Raw genomic sequence first — 12,989 nt, forward strand, 5'->3', positions numbered from 1 at the left:
TCGCCATCCTCGGCTCCATGTTCTTCGTAGTAGGAGACATCGACAAGTAGGCGATTGGCCGGCGGCGGCCGCACAAGCCGGAAACAAATTTGCACCTGGCGACCAGATGTTTCCGGCTTGTGGGATGGGATCAGGCAAGCTGGCAGGTCGGACCGCAAGGGGTCGCGCTGAGGGTCGGGTCCCGGCGACGCAGCACCTGGAAGACCTGTACGGCGGCAGCGCATGGCCTACTGGTGATGTCGAACCACCCGTAGCGCAACGTGGATTCGGCGCGCAGGGTCGCGCGGTTGTCCCGGTCCAGATCGCGCCAGCGCCGGTGCGGCGCGAAGTGGAAACGCCCGTCGAGCTCGACCACCAACCCGAACCTCGGATAGGCGACGTCGGTGAATTCCTTGCCCACCTGACGCTGCCGAACCCCCGCAGGTAGTCCGTGGCGGCGTTCCACGTCGCGCAGGTAACGGAGTTCGAGGAGTGAGTGCGAGCCGGCCGCGACGTCGGCCAGGATCGGTCGTAGTTCGCTGCGGTAGCGGAGCCGGCGCCGCTCGTCGAGCGCCGACAGGATGGCGGCGGGATCGACCCGGCCGCTCTGGCAGGCCTCGGCGATGACTGCTGCTGCCTCGTCGGCGGAGTTCGAGATCGCGACGATGTCCAGCACTGCGTGCGCGGCCGTACTGCGCGGCGGAATCACCGCCGCCAACCGGTCCTTCCAATGCTCGTCACGGTAAAGCATCACGTTCGGTCGAGGGCGAACCCGCCGCTTCCCGGGGATCGTCAGATACACCGGTCGCCGGTCGTCGGCCTTGAGCAGACCGAGTTGCTCCGCCGCGGTGTAGTGGCTCCATCCAGCGTCCGGACCCGCATACAGCAACGCTGCCAGCAGACGCTCGTCGTAGCCGATCGGTCCTGTATGAGTGGCGTAGACACCAGGGTGAATAGTCTGCCAACGCCGGCGCCGCAGTGGACGACGGATATCTGCTTCAGACCACTGGGCCGCCAGTAGTTGGGCTCGGGAGACGATCCGGTTCTGCACATGGATCAGAACCTCGATGCCCTCGTCCTCGAGCTGCTGCTGCCACCACCACTCCACCCGATCCAGGATGAACGAAATCGGCGGCGCGCGCGGATGGGGCTGTGGACAACCGGGCGCTCGGCCGCAGATCAGGCAGTATGAACGGGCGACCACCGGCCCAGCCGACCTCGCGCGTCTTCCAGTGCAGCGTCGTCATCGTCAGAAGCCCACTCCACTACAGGCAACGGCGGCAACCCGAGCCGCGGCGCAATGTCATCGTTCGCATCGTGCATCCAGCTCGTCGCCCAAACCCCCTCACAGTCCAGTGAGGCCGTGCTGCCGTCGCACAGCGGCAACCTCCGCCTCAGCCTCTGGGGTGTTGATGCGCTCGGCTCGAACTTCCTTCCACGCACGGTGTCCCATACTCGCGGAGTACTTGAGTCAGGAGGCGGCGAGGCCGCGGAGTTTTAGGTCTACGACTGTGGGGGCGTCGGCTATGGAGTGTTTGTCGCCGGCGGCTACTACGGTGGCGACCTCCTCGTCGATCTTGTCGAGGCGTTGGTCGATGCGGTCCAGGCGGCGTTGCATCAGGTCGACGAACTCGGCGTTCTCGACCACGCGGGCGCTGGTGATGCGGGAGTACTCCTGCGCCACCTGGGCGCGGTCGTCGCTGTGGGCCAGGCGTTCGACCAGGAGTTGGTGGCGGATCAGCACCGAGGCGCCGACGGCGACCAGGACGGCGCCGATCGCGGCGGCGCGGAGGATCCACTGGTTCTGGGAGAACAGGGCGATACTGACGCCCAGGCAGACGACCACCAGCAGGCTGTTGGCGATGGTGAGAATTGTGGTCCTGGTTCGACGGCGGCTACCCCTTGACCCCATGGACCGACATGTTAGGGGGTGTCTTCGGGGTCTTCCGGGATACGACACGCGCGTTCGAGCAGCAATCCGGCCGTGACGACCAGCACTGAGATCACCGCCGCGATGCCGGAGGTGATCACCCGGTTGCGGGGCCCCGAGGCGCTCACCGCGTCCAGGAAGGATAACGCGAACCCTGCGTACACGCCGGTGCACAACGCGCCGACGAAAGCGCTGGCTTTCCCGATCATCAGCAGGAAGACCGCGCGGGACGGCTCGATCCGCTCCCGGCGCACCTGGACCCGCTGGTGGGTGTTGCGGGCCGTGCCGAACAGCAGCGCGGCCAGGAAGCTCCAGGCGACGAGGGTGAGCCAGGACACCGTCGGAGCGACGCCGCCGCCGGACTCGATCGCCCGCACCAGAGTGAGGCCGATCGCCGCCCCGAGGACGGCGATCGCGACCAGCAGCCGACGCGAGGTCGGCCGGACCGAACCGGGCCGCGGCGGCTCCTTGCCGGCTCCGGGCTTGCTGCCCGGGCCGGTCCCGCCGGACGCCACTACCCGAGCTCGATACTCAGGTCGTCGAGCCGCTTGACGCCTTCGGTACCGACCTTGGCCAGCAGGTCCGCCACCGGGCCGACGCCGGGCAGCACCGCGTCCGGCTCGATGTCGAGCCAGGGCGCCAGCACGAAGGCGCGCTCGTGCGCCCGCGGATGCGGCACCGTCAGCTCCTCGGACTCGATCTCCTTCTTGCCGTACGTGATCAGGTCGACGTCCAGGGTCCGCGGCGCGCCGGGCACGCTGCGCTCCCGGCCGAACGCCTGCTCGACGGCGTGCGCGCGGTCCAGCAGGGTGTCGACGGACAGCGTGGTGTCCGCGAGCAGCACGATGTTCAGGTACGAGCCGGAATCGTCCGGTCCGCCCACCGGTGCTGTCTCGTAGACCGGTGAGACGTCGACGACCACGACGTCAGGGGTGTCCCGCAGTGCGTCGACGGCGCCCTGCAGGTTCGCCTCGCGGTCGCCGAGATTGCTGCCGAGCGACAGGATCACCTGGCGGATCGGCTTCAGGCCACCGCTGAGGGTGTCCGCGTCGATGACGTGGGGACTGGGGGTCTCGGTCACGGGGTATCTCCGGATCTGCGCTGCACGGTCAGGACAACGTCGTCGAACGGCACCTTGATCGGCGCCGAGGGTTTGTGGATGGTCACCGCGGCTCCGCTCACCCGCCGGTCGGCGAGGCACAGCGCCGCGATCCGTTGTGCCAGTGTCTCAATCAGGTCGACCGGGTCGTTCTCGATGGCGGCGTGCACCTGCTCGGCCACCACCCCGTAGTTCACGGTGTCGGCCAGGTCGTCGGAGGCCGCCGCGGGCCGGGTGTCCAGCTCCAGCCGGACGTCCACGATGAACTCCTGCCCGTCGGCCCGCTCGTGCTCGAACACTCCGTGCCGTCCGAATCCCCGGATGCCGCGGATCTCGATCACGTCAGGAGGCATCACGGGACCGCTCATTCCGCCTCCTCCTGTCGACCCCCAGACGACAGTACCGGGGAGGCGTGGTGGATCCACAACCGCCAGCCGGTAGAAGTTCGCCTGAAGACATTGGTGGCGAGTGCCTTACCCCCGGCGAAACCCTCCTCCGGCGCCCCTTCGCCCGAGGACAGGACATTCTCCGTACACGTGACGTAGGCCACGTCTTCATCTACCCGCACCTGTACGTCGGTGAGGAAGAACTGGATGTACGGCGTGTTCGCGAAGATCATCGCCCACGCCCGCATCATCTCGTTGTAGCCGGAGATCGCCGCGTTCCCCGGATGGATGCAGACCGGATCCGGCTCCGGCAGCCACACCGCCGCCATCAGATCCAGGTCGCCCGCCTCGAACGCGTTGTAGAACGCGGTGTTGGCGTTCAGCACCACGGCCTCGACGCTGGCACCCGTGCCACGCCTCGAACCGCTCGGCTCTTCCGTCATACCGCTCCCCACCTGCTAGCCACCCGGACTGCGTCCGCGCTCGGTGCCACCGCATGGGCCCGGACGCACCAGGCCCCACTCGCGGCAGCGAGGGCGGAGACAGCCGCGCTCGCGTCGTCTCGTCGTACGGCCGGTCTGGGCTCGCCGGTCTCCTCGTCGGCGAGCAGCCTACCTAGGAACGTCTTGCGGGACGCACCGATCAGCAAAGGCAGTCCCAGTACGGCGAACTCGCGCAGCCGGCGCAACACCTCCCAGTTGTGGTCGGCGTTCTTCGCGAAACCCAGCCCCGGGTCCAGCGCCACCCTGCCAAGGTCGATCCCGGCCGCCCGGATCGCCTCCACCCGGTACCCGAGTTCGGTGATCACCTCGGCCACCACGTCGTCGTACTCGGCCTTGTTCTGCATGTCGGCGGAGTGCCCACGCCAATGCATGCACACGTACGCCGTGCCGCGATCCGCCACCAGCCCGAGCATCTCCGGATCGGCCAGCCCACCGGACACGTCGTTCACCATCACCGCACCCGCATCGAGCGCGAGTGCGGCGACCTCGGATCGCATGGTGTCGATCGAGACCAGCGCGCCTTCTGCCGCGAGGGTCTCGATCACGGGCATCACCCGGCGGAGCTCCTCGTCCTGCGAGGGCCGTTCAGCCCCGGGCCGGGTGGACTCGCCACCCACGTCGAGCAGGTCGGCGCCCTCGGCCAGCATCTCCCTGCCGTGCTTGATCGCCGCCGACGGCTCGAACCACTCGCCGCCGTCGGAGAAGGAGTCCGGGGTCACGTTGACGACGCCCATCACCAGGCATCTGGCGGGCGTCGGCAGTCCTCGGACCTGACTCGGTGGGGCAGTTCGCACCCGACCACCGTAGTGGCCGCCGAACTGCCCCACCTAGGTGGTGGGCCCCCATCAACTCCCGGCCTCTGCCGGGGGTCGCTAACCCAGCACCAATGAGGCGCTGCTAGCGGACAGCGCCTCACCGATCGGTTGGGAGTACGACTCGTTCTGCTGCCCGTACTTCTCCATGCACTGACCGCTGATCAGGGCGGCTCCGCTGGTGATGCCCTGGGCGTAGTTGCCGGTCATGTTGGCCCCGCCGGAGTCACCGGACTCGACGCAGGCGGTGTGCTGGAACAGGCCCTTCACGACCTTGTTGTTGCCGTAGTTCACGGTGACGTTCTTGGCCACGATCCGCCCGCACGTCCACTTGGTGCTCTTGCCGGACTTGCACAACTGCGAGCCGACGGTCGCATTGGCATACCCCCGTACTGCGACGTCGGTGGTACCCCAGCCTTCGATCACCCCGCGCTGGTCCCAGCCGTCGATCACGCTCACCGTGCCGAAGTCGTTGCCGGGGAAGCTCGAGGTCCGGGTGTCGCCGAGGATGTAGCCGTTGCGGGAGAACGACGGTTTGCCGGACGTGCAGTGGCCCGCGGTCAGGAAGATCCGGGTGCCCTTCGACGTCCGGGCGTTGAAGCCGAGGGAGCACGTGTAGCCGGTGTTCTTGTCCACCTGGATGCCGCCGAGCAGGCCGAAGTCATCCGCCGTGGTGGTGACCTGGCCCGGTGAGTCGTGCACAGTCACCTTGGCGCCGTTGGCCCGGGCCTTCTTCAGGAACCGCTGGGTGAGCGGGTCCCGGGCGTCCGTGGGCGCGGTGACGACGACGGTGCCGGACACCGGATCGACGTACCAGGACTTGACCTTGCCCGCGCTGGAGCCGGTCGCGATCTGGTCGAGCTCGGACTGCACGGAGTTGAGCTGGGCGGCGGTGAACTGGATCAGCTTGGGAATCGCGCCGACCGCGCGGACCAGTTCGGCGGTCGCTTCGTCCGAGACGGCGACGACCAGGTCGCCCGCGTCGTCGAAGTAGCTGCCGACCACACCGGAGCCCAGCTGGTTCTCCACCTGATCGGCCGCCAGCGCCTGACGGTTCTGCAGCAGCGCTGTTGTTGAATTCGAACCCTGCCCCACCGCCCCGGTCGTCGAGGTCGAGCTCCTGGTTTGGTGGTCCGCTTGCGCGCCGTTCGCCGCGATCAGCCCGGCAGCCGTCAGGGCGACGACCCCGGTGAGTGCGGCGCCGACCCGAAAACGCCCTGCCATACGTTCCTCCTCACGACAGCGCCCTGTCCCCGAGACAGAACGCCACTACGGAACGTAAACGTTCAGACACGGAATGTCCATGGGCAATCGCTGCCAAAGGGCCAACGAGCATGGCCGGTCCGAAGCTATGGGGTCAGCCGACGATCAGGCTCATCGCCTCGGCGCGGGTGACCGGGTTGCGGAGCTGGCCGCGCACGGCCGAAGTGATCGTCCGGGCGCCCGGTTTCCGGACGCCGCGCATCGTCATACAGAGGTGTTCGCACTCGATCACCACGATCACCCCGCGCGGTTTCAGCAGTTCCACCAGGGATTCCGCCACCTGGGTGGTCAGCCGCTCCTGCACCTGCGGGCGTTTCGCGTACACGTCGACCAGCCGGGCCAGCTTGGACAGCCCGGTGATCCGCCCGTCCACGTTCGGGATGTACCCGACGTGCGCCACCCCGGTGAACGGGACCAGGTGATGCTCGCAGATCGACCAGACCTCGATGTCCTTGACCAGGATCAGCTCGTCGTGCTCGAGCTCGAAGGTGGTGCTCAGGACCTCCTCGGCGGACTGCCCCAGCCCGGCCGTGATCTCGGCGTACGAGCGCGCGACCCGGGCGGGGGTGTCCTTCAGTCCTTCACGATCAGGGTCCTCGCCGATCGCGATCAGGAGTTCGCGGATCGCGCGTTCGGCCCGGTCGTGGTCGAACTCCGGCGAGGTCAATCCGTCACTCCGCAGGCGGCGTCGGACCACTGCCGTAGTTCGGGCCGTGCGCGGCCTCGTCCGGCCCGATCGAGCCACCGGGGATCACATCCTGCAGCGAACCGTTCTGCTCGCCCTTACTCGGCAGCGGCATCACCGGCGGCTGCTCGGACGGCGCCCGGGTGGACGAACCGGTCCAGGCCGGCCGCAGCTCGCGCTTCTGGATCGGCGCGAACACACGGGCGATCTCGGCCTTGTCGAGCGTCTCCTTCTCGAGCAGCTCCTCGACCAGGGCGTCCAGCACCGCACGGTTCTCCACCAGGATGTCGAAGGCCTCCTGGTGCGCGTTCAGGATCAGCTTGCCGACCTCCTCGTCGACCGCCGCGGCGATCTCCTCGGAGTAGTTGCGCTGGCTGCCCAGATCCCTGCCCAGGAACGGCTCACCGGAGTCCTGGCCGTACTGGATCGCACCGAGCCGCTCTGTCATCCCGTACTGCGTGACCATCGCCCGGGCGAGCGCGGTCGCCTTCTCGATGTCGTTGCTGGCACCCGTGGTCGGGTCGTGGAAGACCATCTCCTCGGCGGCCCGACCGCCGAGCATGTAGGCCAGCTTGTCGAGCATCTCCGAGCGGGTGGTCGAGTACTTGTCCTCATCGGGCAGCACCATCGTGTAACCGAGGGCGCGGCCGCGCGGCAGGATCGTCACCTTGTGCACCGGGTCGGAGTGCGGCAGCGCCGCGGCGACCAGGGCGTGCCCGCCCTCGTGGTACGCCGTGAGCACCTTCTCCTTGTCCGACATCAACCTGGTCCGGCGCTGCGGGCCTGCGATGACCCGGTCGATCGCCTCGTCCAGCGCGTACTTGTCGATCTGCTGCTTGTTCAGCCGGGCGGTCAGCAGGGCCGCCTCGTTCAGCACATTCGCCAGGTCCGCACCGGTGAACCCGGGGGTCCGGCGGGCGACGGCCCGCAGGTCCGCGTCCTCGCTCATCGGCTTGCCGCGCGAGTGGACCTTCAGGATCTGCTCGCGACCCGGCAGGTCCGGAGCGTCGACGGCGATCTGCCGGTCGAACCGGCCCGGGCGCAGCAGCGCCGGGTCGAGTACGTCCGGACGGTTGGTGGCCGCGATCAGGATGACCCCGCCGCGCACGTCGAAGCCGTCCATCTCGACCAGCAACTGGTTCAGCGTCTGCTCGCGCTCGTCGTGCCCACCGCCGAGGCCCGCGCCACGGTGCCGGCCGACGGCGTCGATCTCGTCGATGAAGATGATCGCCGGGGCGTTGGTCTTGGCCGTCTCGAACAGATCGCGCACCCGGGAGGCACCGACACCGACGAACATCTCGACGAAGTCCGAACCGGAGATCGAGTAGAACGGCACGCCCGCCTCACCGGCGACAGCCCTGGCCAGCAGCGTCTTACCGGTACCCGGCTGGCCGTACAGCAGCACGCCCTTGGGGATCTTCGCCCCGACAGCCTGGAACTTGCCCGGCTCCTGGAGGAACTCCTTGATCTCGCCGAGCTCCTCGATCGCCTCGTCGGCCCCGGCCACGTCCGCGAACGTCGTCTTCGGAGTGTCCTTGGTGACCAGCTTGGCCTTCGACTTGGCGAAGCTCATCACCCGGGAGCCGCCACCCTGCATCGAGTTCATCAAGAAGATGAAGACCACGGCGATCAGCAGGAACGGGATCAGCGTCGAGAACACCTGGCCGATGAAGCTCGGCTTCGGGTTCTCCACGTCATAGGTCTCCAGCTTGCCGTCCTGGAACAGCGTCTGCAGCTGGGTTCCCAGCGTGTTCGCCTGGCCGTCCACCCAGAACGCCCGCACCTTGGTGCCGTCGGTCTTCTCGATCCGGATCTCCTGGTCCGGGTCGATCAGCGTCACCGCCTTGAGCGACTTGTCGCTCGACGTGGTCGCCTGCTGGATCAGCTGGACGACCTGGCCGGTGGACTCGGTCTTGTACCCGCTCGAGCCGGTCAGCAGCTGTCCGATCACCAGCACGCCCAGGAAGGCGATGACGATCCAGAACAGGGGTCCGCGGAAGATGCGCTTCACGTCCATGATCGAGGCCTACGCCCCGTCCCTCCTAGCTCAGCAGGCCCGGGTGTGGGGGCCTTAGACGGTAACACTTGTCCAAGTGTCTCGTGTCGGGCAAGCCTGCCCACCACGAGGGTCACCGAACGACGGTACGTCCCTGTCTACAGCCTGTCACAAATCCCGGGTCCAGCAGACTTCAGAGGCTCAGGAATAGACGTGCGGGGCGAGGGTGGCCACGCAGCGTAGGTTGCGGTACTTCTCCGCATAGTCCAGGCCGTAGCCGACCACGAACTCGTCCGGCAGCTCGAGCCCGACGTACTTGACCGGCACCGCCATCTTGGCCGCGTCCGGCTTCCGGAAGGCGGTGCAGAGCTCCAGCGAGGCGGGCTTGCGGGAGAGCAGGTTGCTGACCAGCCAGGTCAGCGTCAGGCCGGTGTCGATGATGTCCTCGACGATCAGCACGTGCCGGTTGGTGATGTCGGTGTCCAGGTCCTTCTGGATCCGGACCACCCCGGACGACTTGGTGCCGGACCCGTACGACGAGACCGCCATCCAGTCCATCTCGACGTGCCGGTTGAACGACCGGGCCAGATCGGCCATCACCATCACCGCGCCCCGCAGCACCCCGACGATGAGGAGGTCCTTGCCGTCGTAGTCCTGCTCGATCTGGCGGGCCAGCTCACGCAGCCGGGCGAGGATCTGCTCCTCGGTGTAATGGATCTTGCTCAGGTCCTTCTCGATGTCCGAAGCATCCACGCGGGTCAGCCTGTCATACCTTGCGCCAGGACGATGAATCCGGCCCGCCGGATCGCCCGGACGCCTTGCGGCAGGTCGATCCAGCGCTGGCCGCGCCAGTCGGTGACGAGTGCGTCCACGGCCGCGACGTGGCCGGCTGTGAGATCCGTCGCACGGCAGCCCGCCTCCAGCGCCGCCTGCCGCAGAGCCCGGGTGCGGATCGCCGCCGGTTCCACCTCGAGCATGCCGACGTCGCAGACCACCTCGTCCTCGGTCCGCCGTACCGCGGTCTCGGCCAGGTCCGCGGCCAGCACGTCGAGCGCATCCGCATCGGCCCGCAACAGCCCCGCAGTACGGGCTAGGGCCTCCAGTACGCCGGGTCCGAGGGCCTCCTCCATCACTGGCAGCACCTCGTGCCGCACCCGCACCCGCCTGTACTGCGGGTCGTCGTTGTGCGGGTCATGCCACGGGCGCAGGCCCGACGCAATACATGCAGCCGCCGTCGTAGCCCGGGGAACGTCCAGCAGCGGCCGCCGGAGTACGCCGGCAGTAGGTGCCATTCCAGCGAGCGAGCGGGCTCCAGAACCACGGGCCAGGCCTAGCAATACTGTCTCGGCCTGGTCGTCCCGGGTGTGGGCGAGCAGGACCACGTCCGCGCCCAGCTCGTCGGCCGCCTCGCGCAGCGCGTCGTACCGGGCGGTCCGGGCGGCTCCCTCGGGTCCCCCGACCGTGCCGACCTCGACTGCACGCACCTGGACCGGCTCGAGCCCCAGGGACCGGCACTGCTCGGCCGCGGTCGCCGCAACCTTCGCTGAGTTCTCCTGCAGTCCGTGGTCCACGATGACTGCGCCTGCTCGCAGTCCTAGCTTGGGCGCTTCGAAGGCAGTGGCTGCGGCGAGTGCGAGTGAATCGGCGCCGCCCGAGCAGGCCACGAGCACCGTGGTGTCACGCGGCAGGTCCTCCAGCGACGCGCGGACGGTCTCCCGCACCCGTGCCACCGCAGGATGCAGCTTGCCCCGGCGGCTGTCGACCAGCCCTTCAGAGTCAGCCGACACAGCGGGATCAGCCGTTGAGTCGGGAGACCCAGGCATCCGGGTTGGCGATCTCGTTCTTGGTGGGCAGCGTGTTCGGCCCGGTCCAGACCCTGTTGAAGCCCTCCATACCGACCCGGTCGACCACGCGCCGGACGAAGGCCGCACCGTCCTGGTACTGCTTCAGCTTGGCGTCCAGGCCGAGCAGCCGCTTCAGCAGCTGGTCCAGCGGGTTGCCACTCGTCCGCCGGGACGTGAACTTGGCCCGGATCTGGTCAACGGTCGGGATCACGCTCGGCCCGACGCCATCCATCACGAAGTCCGCATGGCCCTCGAGCAGTGACATCACCGCGGTCAGCCGGTCCAGTACGGCGCGCTGCTCGGGCGACTGCATCAGGTCGACCAGGCTCAGCTCACCCTCGCCCTTCACCGACCGGCCCAGCCGCTGCACGGCCTCGCGGAACATCGCCGCGTACGCCGAGGCGTCCAGCTCGGCCTGGTCCAGGAACAGGGCGATCTCGGACCGCAGGTGGTCCCGCAGCCAAGGGACCGCGGTGAACTGCACCCGGTGGGTCTCCTCGTGCAGGCAGACCCAGAGCCGGAAGTCCCGCGGTACGACGCCCAGCTCGGACTCCACGTGCATCACGTTCGGCGCGACCAGCAGCAACCGCCCGGTCACGTCGGGCCGGTTCGGGTCGGGCTCGGGCGCGTAGAACGGGTCGAACTGGCCCAGCACGCGAGAAGAGAGGAAGGCCAGCAGAGCGCCCGCCTCGATCGCGGTGACTCTGGAACCCACTGCCGACGACAGGCCGCCGGTGCGCTCCTGCTTCTCGCGCAGCTTGTCCGCAAGCGGTTGCAGAACGGTCCGGAACCCGTCGGCGTTGGCCTGCACCCAGCCGGGCCGGTCCACGATCACCACAGGCGCGGTGGCCGAGGTGGCCTGCAGTCCGGTGAACTCCCGCACGTGGTGCTCGGAGTCAGCGGCGAACTGCCGCAGCTCGGAAACCACCTGGTCCGCCTCGGCGCGACTGACCACCGGCCCGGGCCGTAGCAGCTTGCGTGCCACCCCGGTCGCCAGCTGCCAGTCGACCATCTCAGGCGCCGTACTACCTTCCGCCGTACTCATGATTCGACCCTAGTGCCATGTTCCAACATGCGCCTGCCGACCTCAGGCTGCGCAGCCGCAGTTGGCGAGGGTGGCGGCGGCTCGGTCGAGGGCCGCGCGGGCGGCGAGGGCCTTGTCGGGTGGCGCGCTGTCGGTGGCAACAACGAACACCAGCAGCGTGCCGGTGCGGTCCCGGACCAGCCCGGCCAGGGAGTGCACGCTCGTCAGCGTCCCGGTCTTGGCCCGGACCAGGCCGGTGCCGGCGGCCGTGCCCGGCCCGGCGAACCTCTCCTCGAGACTGCCCGTGAACCCGGCGACCGGCAGTCCGCTGATCAGGTGACGCAACTCAGGCCTGGCCGCAGCCACCCGGAGAGCACCTGCCAGCACGTCCAACGGCACCTGGTTCGTCCGGGACAACCCGCTGCCGTCCTCCAACCGGGCCTTGCTGACGTTCACGCCGAGCTTGGTCAGCGTGGCCCGGAGCCCCGTCAGCCCACCCGCGTAGGATCCGCCGTTCTCCGTGGCGATCCCGACGTGCCGCAGCAGCACCTCGGCGCCGTCGTTGTCGCTGTGCAGATTCACGTACTCCACGATCTCCCCGATTGAAGCCGAGCGAACCTCCGCAACGTTGTTCGCGGACGAGGACGCAGTCGTCGGCTTGACGCTCCTGGCCACCTTGATCCCAGCCGCCTGCAGCAGCGTGGCGAACGAGGTCGCGGCCGCCTGCGCCGGGGAAGTGGCCCGCTTCGCCATGCCTGGCGACACCCGGCCCTCGTTCACCCAGAGAGCGGAGGTGCGGGCGGCGATGCCCTCGGTGACGTACTTCGGCTCCCACTTGGCGTTGGCGGCCGGGCCCTCGAACAAGGTCGCGTCGTACCCGAGGGTGACGCTGAGGACCCCCTCGGCCTTGAGAGCGCGCGCAGTACTGGTGGCCAGGTCCTGCAGGGTGGCGCGCGGCGGGAAATCCAGCGGGTCGCTGGAGCGCTTGATGGTGAGCAGGGGATCGCCGCCGCCGACCAGGATGAGCGTGCCGTTCGCAGCAAGCACAGTCTTGGTGGTGAACCAGTGGTCCGGGCCCAGCGTCTCCAGCGCCGCGACAGTGGTCAGCAGCTTCATGGTCGACGCCGGGACGAACGGCTTGGCGTTGCCGACCGAGTAGACAGCCTTGCCCCTCGACGCGTCGTACACGTAGGCCCCGTAGTGCTTGCCGAGCGACGGGTCCCGCAGTACGGGCTGTAGAGCCTTCTGTACGCCGGCGGCGGTGGGCGCGGCGCCTTCCGTCGTCGCAGGCGGAAGCACGGCGAGCGCAGCCGACGCAGTGGTGTCACTCTGCGACGCGGTGTCACTCTGCGACGAAGGGGGCACTGCCTGCGCCCCGCTCACCAGTCCGGCCAGTACTGCGCCGGCGGCCAGCGTGACGAAGACCGCACGGGGAGGACGGGCCACCAGGCTGCTCCTGTCATTTCAT

The 12,989-nt window shown here is 68.5% G+C and carries 14 protein-coding genes; all 14 read right to left on the minus strand.

What is annotated here, in order from left to right:
• Positions 1–130: 130 nt before the first annotated feature.
• Entirely contained in the window at positions 131–1,087 is a 957-nt protein-coding gene (locus VFG33_RS28710; RefSeq protein ID WP_325056098.1) for a hypothetical protein, read from the minus strand.
• 363 nt (positions 1,088–1,450) lie between these two features.
• A complete protein-coding gene (locus tag VFG33_RS28715) occupies positions 1,451–1,891 on the minus strand; it encodes a hypothetical protein (RefSeq protein ID WP_325056099.1) in 441 nt (146 codons plus the stop codon).
• 11 nt (positions 1,892–1,902) lie between these two features.
• Positions 1,903–2,424 (minus strand): DUF3180 domain-containing protein, encoded by a 522-nt coding sequence (locus VFG33_RS28720; protein WP_325056100.1) that lies wholly within the window; start codon positions 2,422–2,424, stop codon positions 1,903–1,905.
• Entirely contained in the window at positions 2,424–2,990 is a 567-nt protein-coding gene (gene folK / locus VFG33_RS28725) for a 2-amino-4-hydroxy-6-hydroxymethyldihydropteridine diphosphokinase (protein WP_325056101.1), read from the minus strand. Before folK ends, VFG33_RS28720 begins: the two co-directional genes overlap by 1 nt.
• On the minus strand, positions 2,987–3,376 hold the full coding sequence (gene folB, locus VFG33_RS28730; protein ID WP_325056102.1) for a dihydroneopterin aldolase: 390 nt from the start codon (positions 3,374–3,376) through the stop codon (positions 2,987–2,989). Before folB ends, folK begins: the two co-directional genes overlap by 4 nt.
• Positions 3,373–3,837: a nuclear transport factor 2 family protein gene (locus VFG33_RS28735; protein WP_325056103.1), complete on the minus strand. Its 465-nt coding sequence runs from the start codon at positions 3,835–3,837 to the stop codon at positions 3,373–3,375. Before VFG33_RS28735 ends, folB begins: the two co-directional genes overlap by 4 nt.
• Positions 3,834–4,631 carry a dihydropteroate synthase gene (folP, locus tag VFG33_RS28740; protein ID WP_325056139.1) on the minus strand — a complete coding sequence of 266 codons (798 nt, stop codon included), beginning with the start codon at positions 4,629–4,631 and terminating at the stop codon, positions 3,834–3,836. The genes VFG33_RS28735 and folP overlap by 4 nt, the downstream gene beginning before the upstream one ends.
• Positions 4,632–4,769: 138 nt before the next feature.
• Positions 4,770–5,933 (minus strand): S1 family peptidase, encoded by a 1,164-nt coding sequence (locus VFG33_RS28745; RefSeq protein ID WP_325056104.1) that lies wholly within the window; start codon positions 5,931–5,933, stop codon positions 4,770–4,772.
• 133 nt (positions 5,934–6,066) lie between these two features.
• Positions 6,067–6,639: a GTP cyclohydrolase I FolE gene (folE, locus tag VFG33_RS28750; protein ID WP_325056105.1), complete on the minus strand. Its 573-nt coding sequence runs from the start codon at positions 6,637–6,639 to the stop codon at positions 6,067–6,069.
• A 4-nt stretch (positions 6,640–6,643) separates the two neighbouring features.
• Positions 6,644–8,674: an ATP-dependent zinc metalloprotease FtsH gene (gene ftsH / locus VFG33_RS28755; protein ID WP_325056106.1), complete on the minus strand. Its 2,031-nt coding sequence runs from the start codon at positions 8,672–8,674 to the stop codon at positions 6,644–6,646.
• A 180-nt stretch (positions 8,675–8,854) separates the two neighbouring features.
• Complete coding sequence (hpt, locus tag VFG33_RS28760; protein ID WP_325056107.1) at positions 8,855–9,406, minus strand: hypoxanthine phosphoribosyltransferase; 552 nt, start codon at positions 9,404–9,406, stop codon at positions 8,855–8,857.
• A gap of 5 nt (positions 9,407–9,411) precedes the next feature.
• Positions 9,412–10,440: a tRNA lysidine(34) synthetase TilS gene (gene tilS / locus VFG33_RS28765; protein WP_325056108.1), complete on the minus strand. Its 1,029-nt coding sequence runs from the start codon at positions 10,438–10,440 to the stop codon at positions 9,412–9,414.
• Positions 10,441–10,447: 7 nt separating this feature from the next.
• On the minus strand, positions 10,448–11,542 hold the full coding sequence (locus VFG33_RS28770; RefSeq protein ID WP_325056109.1) for an Rv3626c family coenzyme F420 biosynthesis-associated protein: 1,095 nt from the start codon (positions 11,540–11,542) through the stop codon (positions 10,448–10,450).
• A 42-nt stretch (positions 11,543–11,584) separates the two neighbouring features.
• Positions 11,585–12,967: a D-alanyl-D-alanine carboxypeptidase/D-alanyl-D-alanine endopeptidase gene (gene dacB / locus VFG33_RS28775; protein ID WP_325056110.1), complete on the minus strand. Its 1,383-nt coding sequence runs from the start codon at positions 12,965–12,967 to the stop codon at positions 11,585–11,587.
• Positions 12,968–12,989: the final 22 nt, after the last annotated feature.

Origin of the sequence: Kribbella sp., from assembly GCF_035687465.1 — a bacterium.
Classification (GTDB): Bacteria; Actinomycetota; Actinomycetes; order Propionibacteriales; family Kribbellaceae; genus Kribbella.